This is a genomic window from Pseudomonas sp. zfem004 (genome assembly GCF_032621715.1).
Classification (GTDB): domain Bacteria; phylum Pseudomonadota; class Gammaproteobacteria; order Pseudomonadales; family Pseudomonadaceae; genus Aquipseudomonas; species Aquipseudomonas sichuanensis.
On sequence record NZ_JAVYJF010000029.1, the window covers coordinates 28,698 to 46,381 of the forward strand.

The 17,684-nt window shown below is 61.8% G+C and carries 16 protein-coding genes; 8 read left to right on the top strand and 8 right to left on the bottom strand.

Annotated elements, in window-relative coordinates; translation table 11 throughout:
* Nucleotides 1-30: 30 nt before the first annotated feature.
* The 3 genes from RTH46_RS23550 to RTH46_RS23560 all read right to left on the bottom strand — a co-directional run bounded on the left by RTH46_RS23550 (nucleotide 31) and on the right by RTH46_RS23560 (nucleotide 6,197).
* A complete protein-coding gene (locus RTH46_RS23550) occupies nucleotides 31-4,818 on the bottom strand; it encodes an RHS repeat-associated core domain-containing protein (protein WP_316906766.1) in 4,788 nt (1,595 codons plus the stop codon).
* Nucleotides 4,819-5,139: 321 nt separating this feature from the next.
* A complete protein-coding gene (locus RTH46_RS23555; RefSeq protein ID WP_153788535.1) occupies nucleotides 5,140-5,466 on the bottom strand; it encodes an AzlD domain-containing protein in 327 nt (108 codons plus the stop codon).
* Entirely contained in the window at nucleotides 5,463-6,197 is a 735-nt protein-coding gene (locus tag RTH46_RS23560; protein WP_316906767.1) for an AzlC family ABC transporter permease, read from the bottom strand. The genes RTH46_RS23555 and RTH46_RS23560 overlap by 4 nt, the downstream gene beginning before the upstream one ends.
* A gap of 164 nt (nucleotides 6,198-6,361) precedes the next feature.
* On the opposite strand from RTH46_RS23560, the gene RTH46_RS23565 reads away from it, so the two are divergent.
* A complete protein-coding gene (locus RTH46_RS23565) occupies nucleotides 6,362-7,240 on the top strand; it encodes a LysR family transcriptional regulator (RefSeq protein WP_153788537.1) in 879 nt (292 codons plus the stop codon).
* Nucleotides 7,241-7,251: 11 nt separating this feature from the next.
* Here RTH46_RS23565 and RTH46_RS23570 read toward each other — a convergent pair whose 3' ends face one another.
* Together RTH46_RS23570 and RTH46_RS23575 are read right to left on the bottom strand one after the other, a co-directional pair.
* Nucleotides 7,252-7,551 carry an AzlD family protein gene (locus RTH46_RS23570; protein ID WP_153788538.1) on the bottom strand — a complete coding sequence of 100 codons (300 nt, stop codon included), beginning with the start codon at nucleotides 7,549-7,551 and terminating at the stop codon, nucleotides 7,252-7,254.
* Entirely contained in the window at nucleotides 7,548-8,267 is a 720-nt protein-coding gene (locus RTH46_RS23575; protein ID WP_316906768.1) for an AzlC family ABC transporter permease, read from the bottom strand. Before RTH46_RS23575 ends, RTH46_RS23570 begins: the two co-directional genes overlap by 4 nt.
* A 118-nt stretch (nucleotides 8,268-8,385) precedes the next feature.
* Here RTH46_RS23575 and RTH46_RS23580 point away from each other — a divergent pair, with 118 nt between their 5' ends.
* The 4 genes from RTH46_RS23580 (at nucleotide 8,386) to RTH46_RS23595 (ending at nucleotide 12,882) form a co-directional block, all read left to right on the top strand.
* On the top strand, nucleotides 8,386-8,850 hold the full coding sequence (locus tag RTH46_RS23580; RefSeq protein WP_153788540.1) for an Lrp/AsnC family transcriptional regulator: 465 nt from the start codon (nucleotides 8,386-8,388) through the stop codon (nucleotides 8,848-8,850).
* 95 nt (nucleotides 8,851-8,945) lie between these two features.
* Nucleotides 8,946-9,455: a sigma-70 family RNA polymerase sigma factor gene (locus RTH46_RS23585; protein ID WP_153788541.1), complete on the top strand. Its 510-nt coding sequence runs from the start codon at nucleotides 8,946-8,948 to the stop codon at nucleotides 9,453-9,455.
* On the top strand, nucleotides 9,455-10,402 hold the full coding sequence (locus RTH46_RS23590) for a FecR domain-containing protein (protein ID WP_153788542.1): 948 nt from the start codon (nucleotides 9,455-9,457) through the stop codon (nucleotides 10,400-10,402). The genes RTH46_RS23585 and RTH46_RS23590 overlap by 1 nt, the downstream gene beginning before the upstream one ends.
* 68 nt (nucleotides 10,403-10,470) lie before the next feature.
* Entirely contained in the window at nucleotides 10,471-12,882 is a 2,412-nt protein-coding gene (locus RTH46_RS23595) for a TonB-dependent receptor (RefSeq protein WP_316906769.1), read from the top strand.
* Between the two features lie 103 nt (nucleotides 12,883-12,985).
* On the opposite strand, the gene RTH46_RS23600 is transcribed toward RTH46_RS23595, so the two are convergent.
* Nucleotides 12,986-13,423, bottom strand: a complete 438-nt coding sequence (locus RTH46_RS23600) for an acetyltransferase (protein ID WP_316906770.1) — start codon at nucleotides 13,421-13,423, stop codon at nucleotides 12,986-12,988.
* 249 nt (nucleotides 13,424-13,672) lie between these two features.
* Here RTH46_RS23600 and RTH46_RS23605 point away from each other — a divergent pair, with 249 nt between their 5' ends.
* Nucleotides 13,673-15,202: an FAD-dependent oxidoreductase gene (locus tag RTH46_RS23605; RefSeq protein WP_153788545.1), complete on the top strand. Its 1,530-nt coding sequence runs from the start codon at nucleotides 13,673-13,675 to the stop codon at nucleotides 15,200-15,202.
* A gap of 58 nt (nucleotides 15,203-15,260) precedes the next feature.
* Here RTH46_RS23605 and RTH46_RS23610 read toward each other — a convergent pair whose 3' ends face one another.
* Together RTH46_RS23610 and RTH46_RS23615 are read right to left on the bottom strand one after the other, a co-directional pair.
* Complete coding sequence (locus tag RTH46_RS23610) at nucleotides 15,261-15,644, bottom strand: MerR family transcriptional regulator (protein WP_153788546.1); 384 nt, start codon at nucleotides 15,642-15,644, stop codon at nucleotides 15,261-15,263.
* A gap of 106 nt (nucleotides 15,645-15,750) precedes the next feature.
* Entirely contained in the window at nucleotides 15,751-16,329 is a 579-nt protein-coding gene (locus tag RTH46_RS23615; protein WP_153788547.1) for an NAD(P)H-dependent oxidoreductase, read from the bottom strand.
* 370 nt (nucleotides 16,330-16,699) lie between these two features.
* On the opposite strand from RTH46_RS23615, the gene RTH46_RS23620 reads away from it, so the two are divergent.
* Together RTH46_RS23620 and RTH46_RS23625 are read left to right on the top strand one after the other, a co-directional pair.
* Nucleotides 16,700-16,837 carry a PSPA7_2676 family Cys-rich small protein gene (locus RTH46_RS23620; RefSeq protein WP_316906771.1) on the top strand — a complete coding sequence of 46 codons (138 nt, stop codon included), beginning with the start codon at nucleotides 16,700-16,702 and terminating at the stop codon, nucleotides 16,835-16,837.
* 9 nt (nucleotides 16,838-16,846) lie between these two features.
* Nucleotides 16,847-17,683, top strand: coding sequence for a Ku protein (locus tag RTH46_RS23625; RefSeq protein WP_153788548.1), 837 nt, complete (start codon nucleotides 16,847-16,849; stop codon nucleotides 17,681-17,683).
* The last annotated feature ends 1 nt before the right edge of the window (nucleotide 17,684 follow it).

Below are 17,684 nucleotides of genomic sequence, written 5' to 3' on the forward strand. Positions count from 1 at the left end.
AAACCACCTCATCAGAAACCCTTGGGGAAGTTAGTTCTTAGCACAGCCTGGCGACTCAGGCCCACTCGCACCAAACATTAGGCGTCGAGGATCATACTTGAATTTATCATCAGTATCATAAGGAACAGGATTGGGGTATATGCCTTGAAACCATATATTCCCCCCGTAAAACCGGGTAAGTAGTCCTGCCTCGCTAAAGGCTTTATCATGATAGGCATCTATTGCATTTCCAGTAACGCCATTTACTCCATGGATCGCAACTTCGGCTCGATCACTCTTTATCAAGCTATTCCTTATGTTGTTTGATATCTCGGCCTCGGACGAAGCTGTATACCCCCAAGTCCAGGCATTTACCATGCCGCCCCACAGCGCAGTATTAACATCCATGCGCTCTCCGCGACAGATATTACCGGCAGTCTCATAGTAACTACTCAATTCACCTTTCGTTTCGCAGGCCCGAGCATCGTAATACGCACAAACGCTCGTATCTCCTTTACCATTCCAGTCCCAGGGCTTCAACCCCATCGCGTCAGTCGCCGCCAAGGGGTTTCCGTTCACGTACGAATAAGCGTTGAGTCCACCAGCAAAACCAACAGGGTCCTCCGACACGTATCGCGCGCTCTTCGGATCGTAATAGCGGAACCGGTTGTAATGCAGCCCTGTTTCTTTATCTTGATACTGCCCCTGGAAGCGTATCGGGTTCCTCACTGCGCCAATCGCATCTGGACCATCTTGCAAATCGATAAGATCTCCCCAAGCCGTGTAACGTGCCGCCCACACCACTCGCCCATCCTCATCCGTCAACTCCATCGGCGTGCCCAGATGGTCACATTGGTACCAGAGGATGCTATCAAAAGCTTGAGGCTTCACGTCCGTGTGCCACAGGGGATCTTGATCAAAGTCATACTCACGCCCACTCCAGTCGGGTTGCTTGTGCAAGCGAACTGGACCATTGCGCACCGCTTGAGCCACCGGCACAAAACTGCCTGGCAGATACAGGTAGTGCACGGTCCTGCCGGTTTCACCGTCGTCACGTGGTGGGGAGCTCTCCCAGGCAAGCGCGTTGCCATCCCAGCCGAACAGCGTAAAACCGCAGTTCAACTCACGCTGTCGTTTGGCTCGCTGCATCTGGTTCCAGCCAGTACCGGCTTCAGGCCTATCCCAGTAATGAGCAACGGAATGCTTGTACAACCTGCGCCCCAACGCGTCATAGCTGTAGTCGACCTTGAACTTGTCATCGTTGTAATGCGTCAGGCGATCGAACAGGTCCCAGGTCAGGTGAGCATGCTTGCCCTCATGCAGCCGGTGAGTCAGGTTGCCGCGCTCGTCATATTTGAAATGGGCACCGCCGTATTCGCGCAAGCGGTTGTCCATCAGCTTCCCATGCCTGGCACTTTCTTCCAGGGGGCGATTGAGTCGATGGGCCTCGTCAATGAGGTTGCCCGCGGGATCGAACGCGAATTTTTCAACGCCTAAACGGCTGGTTACCTGTAACAGCCGGCCAAGCGGGTCGTATTGATAAGCCAATTGCCCACGGCGCGTATCGCGAATACCTGTCAGTTGGCCGACCGGGTCGTATTGATACTCCCGTTTGAGCAGGACAGATTCGCCATCGGCACTGCCAATCAATTGCTGCTGCGGCCTTCCCCGCGGAGTCCACTGCTGCTGGTGCATGAGTTTGTTGCCCTGGTGGCGGACAATTTCCCGGTGCAAGTCGTCACGCTCGAAGGCGAGCATTTCGTGATGATCGAGCGTCATGCCGGCGACATGGCCGCTACCGTAAGTCAACCAACTGACCTTGTGGCCATCGGGTCGGATAGTTGCCACACGGTGGTTCAACGCATCGTACTCATGCTGCCAGACGGCAACCATGGGTGTGCCGATGCCCAGATAGTGCTGGTGCTCGCGGACCATGTTGCCGGCTTCGTCATGGAACCATTGCAACATGCTGACGGCATTGCGGGCCTGGAGCAGTTGGCCATTACCGTTGTAGGCATAATGTTCCGATTCCACCTGTTCACCCAGGCTGGCCGTGCGTTCGAGCAGTCGGCCCATGCGATCGAAACGCATGGTTATGCGACGCTGGCCAACCTGCGTGAACGCCAGCCGCCCGGTATGCACGTCATACCGATAACGCTTTGCCAAACCGTCGAAACCGGTTTCCTGCGACAAGCGTCCGACCAGGTCATAGCAGAATGTCGCTCTGCTTCCGTTCTGATTGTCCAGGCAGACCAATCGACCTAGTTTGTCCCAGTGGCAGCGCAACCTGTGCCCCGCTGCATCAACACGTTCACTTGGTAAGCCTGCATGGGTGTAGCTCCAGGTAGTAGACCGGTCCAACGCATCGACATGGGCCAGCAGCCGGCCTTCGGCATCGTAGTGGAAGCGTTCTTCGGTCAGGTCCGGATAGGTCATCTTCGCCAATTGACCGACCTCGTAGGCGAACTGAGTCTTCTCCCCCAGCGCATTGCTGGCCTGCACCAGACGCCCCTGCTCGTCATACGTCCACTTGCTGGTCTTGCCGGAGCAATCGGTGTATTCGAGCATTTGCCCGGCGTCGTTGTACGCCGCCTTCTTCTCGTTGCCGTTGGCGTCCTTGATCGCCTTCAACAATCCCGTCGAGGTGTAGGCAAACTCGGTCTTGTTGCCCAGCGGGTCGACCGTTTCGACCAGGTTGCCGACATCGTCGTAGTCGCGCAGCCACAGGCCGCCTTCGGCATCACTGATCTTGATCAGCTGGTCCTTGTCGTCGTAGGCGTAGTGCACCACGGTATGGTCGGCGCGAATGTGCTGCAGGCGGTTGCTGCGCTCATCGTAGGTGTAGCGGTCCTGGCTGCCGTCGGCGTGCAGGTGGCGAATCACGTTCTTGCGGGCGTCGCGGAACAGCCACTCCGAGCGCTCGTCGGCGTGTTGGATCCGGTAGGTGTAACCCTCGGCGTCGTAGTAGTGGCGGGTCTGGCCGCCGTGGGCGTCGGTCACGGTGGTCAGGCGGATGTGCTCGTCCCAGGCCAGGCGGGTTTCGAAGCTGCCATCGTCGGCCCATTCGCGGATCGCCCGGGCGTGCGGGCCGCTGCCGTCCCATTCCAGGTTCAGGCCGCGCTCGGTGCGGTCGGTGTAGCGGGTGATCAGGTGATGCTGGTACTGGTAGCGCCAGGCGGCGCCGTGCTCGTCCTGGGCGGCGATCAGGTCGCCCTGGTCGTCGTAGTGGTAGGCGCACAGCTGGCGCAGCGGCTTGCCATCGACCACCTGCCACAGGCCCTGGATATGGCCGTGGTCATCGAGCAGGGTGCCCAGTTGCAGGTGGACTTTGGACGGGTCGTTGTCGGCGTAGGTGTTGATGTCCGACAGCACCGGGCGGCCGTTGTGGTTGTGCTCGTAGTGCAGCATCGCACCGACGCCGTTGCGCATGACGATATGCACCAGGTGGAAACGCTCGCCGACGCGCTCGTAGGTCTCGTGGCGCTCCTGCCCGCGCGAGAGGATGAGCTGGGTGTCGGTGGTGCGGGTCAGGCCACGGTACTCGACCGCGTCGTAATGGGTTTTGCCGACCTTGGGCAGCGGGTAGGCGTGGCTGCGGCCGTCGAAATCGTGCAGCAGCAGGCCATCGTCCTGCACATCGATGCAGGTGGTGAAGGCGGTGATCCAGCGAGCGCCGAGGCTGGCGCTGTCGAGGGCGGAAAGGCGCGAGTGGTAGGTACGGGTCCAGGTGATCGGGAACGGCCCGGGCAGGCTGAAGTCGGTGTGCTGCAGGGTCTCGCTGCCCAAGGCGAAGTTGATGCTGTTGCAGGTGTTGGCCGGGGCGCCGTTCTTGCACGGGTTGGGGGCCTGGGAGGCAGGCATCTGCTCCTTTTGCGTCTCGACCTTGCCTTCGGCCAGTTGGTGGCGGGCCTTGCTGGTGCCGCCCGCCTTGACGTTGGCCACCACCTGTTGCGGGTTGCGTTGGCGCCACTGCTTGACGCTGCTGGCCAGGGTCAGGCGCAGGGCTTCGATGGAACCGGGGCTGCCGGCGTCGCCGAGCTTGAGGATCATGCCGCGCACCAGTGGCGCCAGGGTGCGCAGGCGCGCGCTGTGGGCGAGCAGTTCGGCCTTGGCCGCTGCGCTGAGGGTGGGGTTGACGTTGGTCATGCCCTTGCCAGCGTACTTGTAGGCACTGAAAGCACCGGCCAGGTAATTGTCGAGCGTGGCCAGCGGGTTGTGCATCAGCGCGCTGCTCGTGGCGGATGCCGGGCGGGCGCGTTTTGGGCCGACACCTTCGGCCAGGATGGCCAGGCCACTGGCAATGTCGAGGATGATCCGCTCGCCGAGGGTGGCGGCTTCGGCCAGGATGCCCTTGAGTTTACCGGCGGCCTGGCTGACGAAATTATCAAGGCTGCCGACGATATCGGCGTTGAGGTGGCCGGCCAACAGTTCGACCGACGCATCGTCGAGCACCTGCTTACCCTCCTGGCGCACGAACAACAGCATCGGCCGCAAGCTCATGCGCGCCGGCGCTTCACCGGCGGGCGAGGTGATCAGGCCGATCAGATCGAGGGCAAAGGTGGCGCAGTCCAGCGGGTCGGGTACCTTGCTGCGGGCCAGGGTCGTGATAGCGCCCAGTGCATCGATCAGAGCGATGCTGTTGCCCGCCACCGGCACATGGCCGGCGACGGCCTTGAGGCGCTCGAGGGTGGCATGGCCCGCACTGACTTCACGTAGCCAGGTGTCGAACACGGCGGCGCCACGGCCGACGTCCTCGGCCTGGATTTCGGCGAGGGGTGTGATCGCTACTTGTACAACGCCCTTGCCTGAAGGGCTGGCCTTGTCGGGGGTAGTTGCCATTTGGCGCTCCTTGAAAGGAGGTCGCCTGGTGGCAAGTTAAACCGCACGCAGCACTGTGCTGCTGCGGCTACACATCGCGGGGCAAGCCCGCTCCCACGAGGGGGCGGTGCAGTGCAATGGCCTCGGTCGGGCGACCTGAAAATACAGGACGGAAACCATACCGAGGCGGTATTCAGGAAGAAGCCGGAAGTGTCTCGCGCGCAGGAGGGAACATTCTTGAAAGGATGTGGCAAAGCGGCTACATGCCCATGGCGGGTATAAACACTCTGTGGTCAATGATTGTTTGAGGCAGTATTCATCGACTAAACGGAGTGCCTCCTGTCACATCCCCCAATACTTCAGCGCCCACAACACCCCCATCCCAACCCCCAGCGTCAACAGCGTACTGCGCGTGCGCCAGGCCACCACGCCGGCCAGCACCGCCGCGGGTATCTGCGGGTTGCTCCAGTCGAACGCTGCATGCCGGTCCTGATACACCACCGCCGGCAGCACCAGCGCCGCCAGCACGCTCGCCGGCACATAGGCCAGCGCCCGCCGGAACCACGGCGGTATGCGCAGGCTGCGGTAGTACTCGATGAATGACAGGCGCAGGGCGAAGGTGCCCAGGCCTGCCAGCAGGAAGGTGATCCATTGCCATGCCTGACTCATGAGGCCTCCTGGTCGGCGTGCTGTTCAACTGTCTGAGCCATGCCGACCTGCTCCAGCGCAAGCCCGGCCAGGATGCCGCCGAGCGCGGCCACCAGCATCCCCAGGTTGTAGGGCATGTCGATGGCCAGTACCGCCAGCACCCCGCCCACCGTTGCCGCCCCGAGCATCGCCCGGTTACGGATGGCGGGCACCAGCAGTGCCAGGAACGACAGCGGGATGGCGAACCCCAGCGACCAGGTTGGCGGTATGCCGGAGCCCACCGCCACGCCCACCAGCACGGCGAGGTTCCAACCCAGCCACATGACCATGGCGGTGCCGAGGTAGTACTCGAAGGCGAATGCACCCAGACCCTCGCGTGTGTTGAGCCTGAGGGTGCACAGGGCGAAGGACTGATCCGACAGCAGGTAGGCCATCGACCAGCGGCGCTGGCGTGGCAGATTGTTGAAGTGCGGCGCCAGCGAGGCGCTGTACATCAGAAAGCGCAGGTTGATCACCAGTGCGGTGACCACCATGGTGATGGGCAAGGCGCCGTTCTGCATCAGTTGCAGCACGGCCATCTGCGCCGAGCCCGAGTAGAACAGCAGGGTCATGCCCATGGCCTCGCTTGGCGACAGCCCCATGTTGATTGCGGTGACCCCGGTGATCAGGCCGAACGGCACGATCCCGGTGGTCAGCGGCAGGACTGCGCGGGCGCCCTGGGTGAGCGCTTGGGCCCTGTTGGATGGTTGCATTGCAATGCCTTCTGAAATAGCCCGGCAAGCTGCGGCCGGGATCGCTGCAGGCCAGCGCCGATAGGGCTTTGGCAGGCCTGTAGCGGTCACGTTAATGCGCGCCAGAATTGCTGGCAACGGCAGATTTATGGAATATTAGGCCTAAAAAATATAGGGCTCACGCCATGCCGTTGCACGCGCCAACCCGTCATACCCTGCAGCTCAATGCGCTGCGCGCCTTCGAAGCCTCCGCCCGGCTGGGGGGCTTTGCCCGGGCGGCCGATGAGCTGAAAGTCAGCCCGGGTGCCATCGCCGCGTTGGTCAAGACACTCGAAGCCCAGTACGGTGCCGTGCTGTTCGAACGCCACGCCAAAGGCGTCAGGCTCACGCCGCTGGGCGAAAGCGTGAAGGCCCAGTTCACCGAGGCCTTCGATGCGGTGGAAGAAGCCGCGCGCACCCTGCGCCGGCTGGCTGCGCCGCAGCGGGTGCATATCGTCACATCACCGGCCCTGGCGCAGCTGTGGATCGGCCCGCGCCTGCCGCTCCTGACCGAGCTGCTGGCGCCCATCGAGATCTCGGTCACGGCGGTGGACGAGCCGCCCAACCTCAAGCGCAGCCCTTATGATCTGTGCCTGTTCTACACCGACAAACCTGGGCACGGGCAACGCGTGCTGTGCAGTGAAGCGGTGGTGCCGGTGTGCGTCCCGGCCCTGGCAGCCACCCTCGAACGCCCCGAAGACCTCTGCGACACGCGCTGCATCGCCGATGTGGGTTGGAGCGACTGGGCGGCATGGGCTGGCGCGGTGATGCCCGACACCCCATTCGTGGCCCAGGGGCCGGGGTTCTCGCTGTACTCCATCGCCGTGCAGCAGGCGCTGTTGGGCGCAGGTGTGCTGATCGGGCGGCAGAGCCTGGTGCAGCGCTACCTCGACAGTGGCGAGCTGATCATGCCGATTGCCCGCGCGGTACCTTTGGGCGTCGATATCGCGGTGTGGCGTCTGCCTGTTGCGCGCGGCAATCGTATGGTCATCAAGGTGGAGGAGGCGCTGGCGCAGTTGGCTTAGCGCTGCCGGCGTCAATGCAGCACTGCACGCAACGCACCGGTGACGACGATGGCGAACAGCACCACCGGCAGGATGGAGTAGCGGGTGGCGGCAAGCAGGGTCAGAGCCAGTGCGATCGAGTCGGCGGGGTCACCGCTGACGAATTTGGGCGCGATCACCGCGATCAGCACACAGCCAGGCGCGGCGCTGAGCACTTGGCTGAGCTGCGGCCCCATGACGCGATTGCGCAACAGCAAAAAGCCCAGTGCGCGGGTCAGGTAAGTGACCAGGGCCATGCCGAGGATCGTGGCCAGGGTGGTGATGTCGATCATGGCTTGGCCCACAGGTAGGCGCTGACCAGGCCTGCCACGGTGCCCGCAAGGACGTACCAGCCGCCGGGGATCAACAGGTGGAACAGCGCGGCGGTCACCAGGCTGAACAGCCAGGGGAGGGCGGCGTGCACACCTTCCCACATACCCTTGAGCAGTACCAGGAAAACGGCGGCGAAGGCCATGTCGAAGCCATAGCTGCGCAGGTCGCCCAGCATCGGCCCGACCAGCGCCCCCAGGGTGGTGAAGATTACCCAGGTGGCCCACAGGCACAACGACACGCCCATGCAGTAGCGCAGGCTGAAGCCATTGCGCCGACGGGCATCGGCCAAGCCCATGGCCCAGCTCTCGTCACACATGAAAAATAGTGCGCCAAGCGCTTGCCTGAGGGGCAGGTGGCGCAGGTAGGGCGCCAGGGTAGCGCCCATCAGCAGGTGACGGCTGTTGACCAGCAAGGTCATGGCGACGATTACCAGGATCGCCGGTGGCGAGGTCCACAGTTCGATGGCGGCGAACTCCGAACCACCACCGAAATTCAGGCCGGTCATCAACGCAACCTCACCCGCAGCGAGCTGGTGTTGCGACGCCTGCGCACCGAGTACCAGGGCGAACGGGATGAAGCCCAACAGCATCGGCAGGGCGGCCACTGCGCCACGACGCAGTTCGCTGTCGGGGGCGGTGGTGGGTGGATCGTTCAGGGCGGGTTCAAGGGTATTCATGGTCACCTCCAGTGGAGGCAAATTATTTCAATGTACTGTTGAAATAGGCTTGCGTAGTTGCAAAGGCTCGCAGAGGATTTGGCATCTGCTACCAACAAGACTCGATTTGAGGTTTTCAATGCCAATCAAGCTTGATGCCATCGACCGCCGCATCCTGCGTGCCCTGCAGCGGGACGGGCGCCTGCAGAACCAGGAACTGGCCAAGCAAGTAGGGTTGTCGCCGTCGCCGTGCCTGCGGCGGGTGCGGCTGCTGGAGGACGCGGGGGTCATCGAGCGCTACGTGGCGCTGGTGGACCCGGCCAAGGTGGCATTGGGCCTGACCCTGTTCGTGCGGGTGTGGCTCAAACGCCAGGACCAGGAAACTACCGACATCTTCATCAACGCGGTGCGCCGGCTCCCCGAGGTGGTGGAGTGCCATGTGATGGCGGGCGACTGCGACCTGTTGCTGCGGGTGGTGGCGGCGGATCTGGAAGCCTACCGGCGTTTCCAGGTTGCCCATCTGACCAGCCTGGATGTGGTACAGAACGTCAAGACGGAAGTGCCCATGGAGAAGGTCAAGCTGACGACCGAGTTACCGGTGTAGCGCGTGGCTCGACCTGTACTCGGATAAAGATCTGGAATGGGACTTTGTTATTAAATAGAATCAATCGCATTCACTGATGTGCAGAGCCTCACTATATGGCTGAAGCCGCTACGCCACCCGATCACCGCCTGAGTGCCCTGTATCGCGACCATCGCAGTTGGCTGGAGAACTGGTTGCGCCGCCGTGTCGGCAATAGCTGGGATGCGGCCGACCTGAGCCAGGACACCTTCCTGCGGGTCCTGTCCAGCGCCCAGAAGCTCGACGAGTTGCGTGAGCCACGCGCCTACCTGCTGACCGTGGGCAAGCGCCTGTTGAGCAATTTCTACAGCCGTCGCAGCCTGGAACAGGCCTATCTGGAGGCGTTGGCACAGCTGCCGGAGGCTTGCGTGCCGTCGCCAGAGCAGCGCTGGCTGCTGTTGGAAACGCTTCAGGCACTGGACGAGCTGCTGGACGGGTTGCCGCGTCTGGTACGCCGGGCTTTTCTCTGGAGCCAGTTGCACGGCCTGGGCTACCGCGAGATCGCCGAGCGCCTGGAGGTGTCGGAGCGCACGGTCAAACGCTACATGGCGCAGGCCTACGAGCATTGCCTGCTGGTGGACCTGTGATGCGTGCGGTGCCCAGCGGCGAGGCGCTCGAGGTGGCTCGCGCGGCGGCTCGGTGGCTGGCGTTGCTGGAGTCGGGCACGGCCACTGAAGAAGACCATGCCCGCCTTGAACACTGGCGCAACAGCAACATCAGCCATGAATCCACCTGGCAGAAGGCGCAGCTGCTGCGCCAGCGCTTTTCCGGGCTGCCGCCAGCCTTGGCGATGGCCTCGCTGGATCGCCCGGACCTGGCGCGGCGCACGGCCATCAAGCGCGCATTGGGCATTGCCGCACTGTTGCCGGCTACCTGGCTGATCGGGCGGCAGTTGCCGGTGCAAATGTGGATGGCCGATGTGCACACCGCCATCGGCGAGCAGAAAAAGCTGCAACTGGCCGACGGCAGCCTGCTGCAGCTGAACACCGACAGCGCGGTCAATGTCGATTTGGGCAAGCGTGAGCTGACCTTGGTGCGTGGCGAGATGGCGCTCAAGGTGACTGGCAGCGCAGGGCTGACCCTGCACCTGCCTTACGGTCGGGTGCTTGTCAGCCGCAGTGAAGTTTGTGTGCGGCTCAATGACAGTGACTGCCAGATCGCAGTGGCCGGCGGGGCGGTGCAGTTGCAACCCTTGCACGGCCCAGCGCTGCTCTTGCGCGAGGGTGAGCAGGTCCGTTTGAAGGTTGGCGGCGCAGGCCAGGTCGAGCGCTTCGATGCTTCGCTGCCGGGGTGGCGAGAGGGCGTTCTGATTGCCCAGAACCAAGCGCTGGGCGATTTCCTGCGCGAACTGCGGCGCTTCCGCCCGGGGTTGTTGCGTTGGGAGCCGGTGCTGGAAAACCTGCGGGTAATGGGCAGTTTCCGCCTCGACGACACCGACCGTGTGCTGTCGCTGCTGGCGGCGAGCCTGCCGCTGGAGGTGCATTCGCGCACGCGATATTGGGTCACCCTGGTGCCGCGAAAAAACGTTGTATAACCCATGTCCCTTTTTTTCGCCTCACCGGTCATTGAAGGCAAGTGAACTGAAAACGAGAGCTTGCCCCAATGTCCGTAGTAATGCCTTGCCGTCCAGGCCGTCAGTCTTTGCAACGTGTGGGCCTGGTGCTGAGCCTGAGCGCCAGCACGTTTTTCACCCCTGTCAGTTGGGCCGATGACGTCGCCCGGCGCAGCTATGAAGTCGCGGCCGGTAGCCTGGGCGCCGCGTTGACGCGTTTCGCCACGCAGTCGGGCGTCAACCTGTCGGTGAGCCCTGCCTTGGTGGATGGGCGCGACAGTGCCGGCCTGTCGGGCACCTACAGTGTCGAGGAAGGCTTTGCCCGTCTGCTGCAGGGCAGCGGTTTGCGCCTGCAGCAGGCAGGCGCCGATGCCTACATCCTGGTGCCGGTGAGCCAGGATTCCAGCGCCCTGGAGATTGCGCCAACCACCATCAACAGTGGGCACCTGGGTGACGATGGCGAGCCGTATGCCGGTGGCCAGGTCGCTCGCCGTGGCGCGCAGGGCCTGCTTGGCTCGCGTGACTTCATGGAAACGCCGTTCAGCATGACCACCTACACCAGCCAGACGGTGAAGAACCTGCAGGCGCGAACCCTGAACGACCTGGTTGCCAGCGACCCTTCGGTGCGCGCCACCAACCCGGCAGGCGGACGCTTCGAGCAGTTCACCATCCGTGGCCTGAGCCTGTTCAACAGCGATGTGTCCTATAACGGGCTTTATGGCGTGTTGCCGACCTATTCCATCGACATGGAAATGGCCGACCGCGTCGATATCCTCAAAGGGCCGAGTCAGCTGATCAACGGCATCTCGCCGCGGGGTAGCGTGGGTGGCGGTATCAACGTGGTGCCCAAGCGCGCGGGCGACAAGCCGCTGACCGAGTTCACCGGTAGCTACGCCTCCGACAGCCAGGTGGGCGGTGCCGTGGACATCGGCCGGCGCTTTGGTGAGGGCGATCAGTTCGGCCTGCGTTTCAACGCGGTGAAGCAGGCCGGCGACACCACCTGGGATCACCAGAGCGTCAACCGTGAAATGGCCGTGCTGGGCCTGGACTTTCGCGGCGAGCGGCTGCGCCTGTCCACTGATATCGGCCACACCCAGCGCGACACCGATGCCCCTCAGGAACGGGTGCTGATCGGCGCCAATGCCAAGGTGCCAGACGCCAAGGATGTGCACCGCAACTATGCCCAGGCCTGGAGCAAGGCTCGCACCGAGGACACCTTTGGCGCGGTGAACGCCGAGTACGACCTGAGCGATTCGCTGATGGCTTATGCCGCGTTCGGTGCCCGTGAGAGCAACCATGATTTTCTACGCCACAACGTGCCGGTCAGCAACGATGCCGGCGACTTCAGTGTCTTGCCCCGGGACTTTACCCGCGACGAATCGGTGCGCACGGCCATGGCCGGGCTGCGCAACTGGTTCAGCACCGGCCCGGTCAGCCACGAGCTGAACCTGTCGGCGAGTTACTTCTACATGGACTTCACCAACGGTGGGGCGCGCTACGCGGCAGCGCCCAGCAACCTGTACAACCCGGTAGTCACCCCCACGCCCGGCAAGCCGACGCGCCAGGATGCCGAGGTGTACACCGAGAACCGTTTCACCGGCGTGGCGCTGGCCGATACCCTGGGCTTTTTCGACGATCGCGTGTTGCTGACGCTGGGCGCACGCTGGCAACGGGTCAAGGTCGACGACTGGAGCAATGACGTCAAAGGCGCCACCGCCTACGACGAGGAAAAGGTCTCGCCCTCAGGTGGCGTGGTGTTCAAGGTCAGCGAGCAGTTCTCGCTGTACGCCAGCTACATGGAAGGCCTGAGCCAGGGCAAGATCGCGCCGTCGACCTCGATCAACTCCGACCAGATCTTCGCGCCCTTCATCAGCCGCCAGGTCGAGGTGGGCGCCAAGTACGACCTGGGCACTTTCGGGCTGACCGCCAGCGCCTTTCGCATCAAGCAGCCAGCCTATGAAACCAATGCCGTCACGCGGGTGTTCGGCCCCAACGGCAAGCGTGAGAACAAGGGTATCGAGCTGAATGTGTTCGGCGAGCCACTGAAAGGCGTGCGTCTGCTCGGTGGGGTGATGTTCATCGACAGCGAGCTGACCGGCACCGTGGGTGGCATTGCTGATGGCAACCGCGCCCCGGCCACGCCCGAATACAACGTCAGCCTGGGCGCTGAGTGGGATGTGCCGAAGGTGCCGGGGCTGACCTTGACTACGCGGGGCATTCATTCCAGCTCGCAGTACCTGGACCAGGCCAACAGCAAGAAGATCGATGGCTGGGAACGCTTCGACCTGGGTGCGCGTTATGCCTTCAAGGTCTCGGACAAGGACGTCACCCTGCGCGCCAGTGTCGAGAACGTGCTGGACGACCAGTACTGGATTTCGGCGGGGGCGTCCGATGACAGCGAGCCGGGGTTGAGCTTGTCGACGCCACGGACGTATCTGGTTTCGGCCACGGTCGGATTTTGATCGCAGGCGCCGGTTGTTTTTGCAACCGAGCAGCTGATCGAGGGGTATTGGCGAGCCGTTATCGCCAATACCCCAAGCCTTGGAAGCGACTTACGATTGAGCTCTAGCCGGGCAGGCTCAGGTGTAGCAAAGGGAACGGGCGCCCCTCGCCATCCAGCGGGGAACGACCTGTTTGAACAAACCCGTAATGCAAATAGAACCCTACCGCTTCGGGGTTCTGCTCATTCACGTCAACACTCAGCTGGTTGCGCGAACTGCGGGCATGCTCCAGCAGCGCGCGGCCAATACCTTTGCCTCGCAGATCGGGCTCGATGAAGAGCATCTCCACGTGGTTTTCATTGAGCCCGATAAAGCCCAGTGGGCAGTCCTCGGCATTTACCGCAACCCATAATTCAACAGCAGGTAGGTACACATCCCGCAGCTGAGGAAGCAATGCCTCGATATCGGATGGTTGCAGGAAGTGATGAGTGGCGCGAACAGAGCGCAGCCAGATGTTGAGCAGTTGTGGATGGTCGGCATGGGAAGCCTGACGAATGATCATGGAATCATCCTTAACACTTGATAGCGGAAATGAGGTGCGCTTATCGATAGCGACCGTATAAGTGTCGGCAACCTGTATGACCGCTTCGCGAGTCAACGCCTGGGCGGTGCACGGCAGAGGTAGCCGCAAAGGAGGGAGGAAGGACAATACCGAGAGGTGTTCGGGGTATCAATAGAAAATTACGGATGGACTTTCGCCGCGCTCGGGAACATTCATGATGCTGTGGTCATTCATTTTCGAGGTAAGATCATGGCGGCGCAAACCGACGTTCTCATTGTTGGGGCTGGCCCGACGGGGCTGGTGCTTGCTCTTTGGCTCACCAGGCAAGGCGTCGGCGTAAGGATCGTCGACAAGAACAGTGGGCCCGGCGAAGCGTCTCGTGCCATGGCTGTTCAAGCCCGCACGCTGGAGCTGTATCGTCAGCTCGATATAGCCGAGGCAGTGATCGATGCCGGCTATAAAACACCGGCCATGAACATGTGGGCCCGAGGCAGCCGCAGAGCGCGCATCCCCTTGGTCGATGCCGGCAGAGAGGTTTGTGCATACCCCTTCGTGTTGATCTATCCCCAGGATCACCATGAGCGCCTGCTGGTGCAGAAACTGCATTCCCTCGGCGTAGACGTGCAATGGCAGACCGAACTGCTGGCCTTCGAAGAGGGTGAAAGCCAGGTCACTGCCATGCTGAAACTAGCCGATGGGCAGGAAGGGGCTGTGACTGCGGCTTACCTGGCAGGCTGCGATGGCGCTCGGTCGCTCGTTCGACATCAGATCGGCAGCGGTTTCGAGGGCGGCACCTATAAACACCTTTTCTATGTCGCGGATGTCAGGGTAACGGGCATCGAGCCTGCGGGTGAGGCGCACGTCGCTTTTGACAAGTCCGACTTCGTGCTGCTGCTGTGCTATGGCGAAAAGGACCGATACCGCCTGATTGGCACCGTGCGCGACGAGCGTGCCGAGCATCCCGAGCATCTGACATTCGCGGACGTAGGCCACGATGCCATCAACGGCTTGAACCTCAAGATCAGCGAGGTGAACTGGTTTTCCACTTACCGGGTTCATCATCGAGTCACGGACCATTTCCGCCGTGGCAGAGCGTTTTTGCTCGGCGATGCCGCGCATGTCCACAGCCCGGCAGGCGGGCAGGGCATGAACACCGGTATTCTGGACGCGATCAACCTGGCGTGGAAGTTGGCCGCGGTGGTCAAAGGCAAGGCGCCCGACACATTGCTCGACAGCTACCAGATCGAACGCCAGGCATTTGCCCGCACGCTGGTGGAGACCACGGACAAGCTGTTCACCTTTGTCACCGCCCAGGGCGGGTTCGCAGACTTTGTGCGCACGCGCATCGCGCCGATGTTCGCCAGTGTTGCGTACAAGCGCGCGAGCGTGCGTGAGTACTTGTTCCGAGTGGTTTCGCAAACCACCCTGGATTACCGCGACAGCCCGCTGAGCCAAGGCAAGGCAGGCGAGGTTCAGGGTGGTGATCGCCTGCCTTGGCTGCCTGGGGGCACTGCGGACAACCACGATTCACTGGCAGCCATAGAGTGGCAAGTGCATGTTTACGGTGAGGCCAAGGCAGGCCTGGCCCAATGGTGCGCGCAGCACGGCATTGCACTGCATGTTTTCGCCTGGCAGCCGGCGTACGAGAAAGCCGGCCTTGCCAGAAATGCTGCTTATCTGTTGCGGCCTGATACCTATGTCGCGCTGGCTGATCCTGAGGGGGATGCATCTACATTAAGCCGATATTTCGAAGCGCGCGGCGTTGTGCTGCCCGCTTGAGGAATGGATCGAGATCGACGAGGCCATCCTGACGGCCGTTCAGGGCGGCGGTGCGGATTCACCGGGCTTTTTCCAGGTGCTCGAACTGACATTGCATCTGAGCATCCTTGAGGCTCAGCTCGAACTCAACCAGGCCATCATGCACTTGCTGCAAGGCCTGGATCTGCCCCATCAATTGCTGTTTTTTGTTATCGATGGCCAGCATGGCCAGCCCCCAGGGCAGCTTCTGGCCGCGATGACCCTGCAGAATGGCCTGCATTTCCTTGAGCTTGAAGCCGAGTTGCTGAGCGCATTTGATGAAGGTCAGCAACTCGACGCTTTGCTGGTTGTAGATGCGGTATTTGCCTTCGCGTTGCGGGGGTGGCAACAGGCCGATTTCTTCGTAATGTCGAATGCTTTTGACGGTGGTGCCCGACAGCTGGGCGGCTTTGCCGATGTACATGAAAATCCCTTTTTTGACGCATCAGAAGCGCGCGACATCTTTGCACAAGCGTCAGGGGGCAGGAAGCCGGGTTGGACAAGGTGTCACAAGAGGGAGACTTGGCCGATCAGCGGCTGGCGACTGCCTGGACTTGTTTGAGCCAGGCTTCACGCTGTTCCGGTTTGGAGCCTAATACCGGACCGAAGGTCAGGGTCTTCAGGGGTTTTATGCCGCAGAACTCCAGGGTGGTCTTGCGCATCTGGTGCAGGCCCGGCATGCGATACACCCAGCGGTAGTACCACGGCGGCGTATCCATGGTCACCAGAAGGTGAGCCGTGCGGCCTTTGAGCAGCTTGTCCGGGAAGGGCGAGCCCTTGCGGTACTTGAAGGCAAAACCGGGCAGAAACACGCGGTCGAAGAACCCCTTGAGCAACGCCGGAATGCCGCCCCACCAGATCGGGTACACCAATGTCAGGTGTTCGGCCCAGGTAATGTCGTTCTGTGCGTCGATCAAGTCTGGCTCAAGCAACTGGATCTGGTTATAGCCAGCGTGCAAGACCGGATCGAAATCCAGGGTGCTCAGACGCAGCAGACGCACCTCATGGCCTGCTTGCGTGGCGGCCTCGACGTAGCGTTCGGTCACGGCGCCGCAAAAGCTGGCGTTCGAAGGGTGGCCGAGGATTACGAGCATGCGTTTGCTCTTCATGACGAGCTCCAGGTAATGAAGCGCCAAGGGTAAAGTCTGCCCCTAACGGTAGAGTCAAGCCCTGCCATTGCTCGGTGAGTGCAGGTAAGTTGCCGTGGGTAGCTTGCAGTGCCTTGGTCAGTTCAAGATGGTGCCTCAGCGTTGGCAACTTATCGCTGGCGAAGGTTTTTCAGCTCAGGCTTGTCGGAGGATGTGGCCACTTTCTTGAACTGCGCCACGGCCTTTTTCATTGGGGGGGGAGAGGACTCGTTGAATTCAGTCTTCACAAAAACGAGAACCTGTTGCCCTGAGTAATCCGGATAAACCTTCGCGGCGCCGCGCAGTCAGTTTCAGTAAGGGCCTGGATATCCTGGGTACAGGGAGGGGGCTGATGAAACTCGTCTGCTTGCTGCGTGGCTGCCAGCGTCGCAGCCTGCTGGTGTGTGAAGTCGCCGGGCTTCACTGCCAGTATTGCCAACGCTGTGGCGCACTACGCGACAGCCAGCCCGGCCAACCCTTCGCTGCGTAGGAGCCGATCATGGCCCGGGCAATCTGGAAAGGCGCGATCAGCTTCGGCCTCGTGCATATCCCCGTCTCCCTCAATACTGCCGTGCGCACCGAGCGCGTGGATTTCGACTGGCTGGACAAGCGCAGCATGGAGCCGGTTGGCTACAAGAGGGTGAACAAGATCACTGGCAAGGAAATCGACAAAGAGAACATCGTCAAGGGCGTGGAGTACGAGAAGGGCCGCTATGTGGTGATCAGCGAGGAGGAGATTCGCAAGGCCAGGCCCGAGGCTACCCAGACCATCGACATCTTCTCGTTCGTCGATGCCGGAGAGATCCCGCTGCAACAGTTCGATACCCCTTACTACCTGAGCCCTGATCGTGGTGGCGGCAAGGTCTACGCCTTACTGCGCGAAACACTGGAAAGCACCGGTAAAGTCGCCCTCGCCACCGTGGTGCTGCACACACGCCAGCACCTGACGCTGCTGCGCCCCATGGAGGATGCGCTGGTGATGATCACCCTGCGTTGGCCCGAGGAGGTGCGTGGCCTGGAATCGCTGGAACTGGACAAGAGCGTGACCGACAGCAAGCTGGAGAAGCGCGAACTGGACATGGCCAGGAAGCTGGTGCAAGACATGAGCGGGCCATGGATCCCCGACGAATACCACGATGCGTTTCGCCAGACCATCCTCGACCTGGTGGAGGAGAAGGCCAGCAAGGGCAAGATCGAGACCGTGGACAAAGGCGAAGGTGCGGCGGCGGAGAAGGGCGCGGACATCATCGACCTTACCGAACTGCTCAAGCGCAGCCTCGGCGGCAAGACCAAGGCGAAGAAACCGGCACCCAAGCGATCAAGCAAGGCATCTTGAG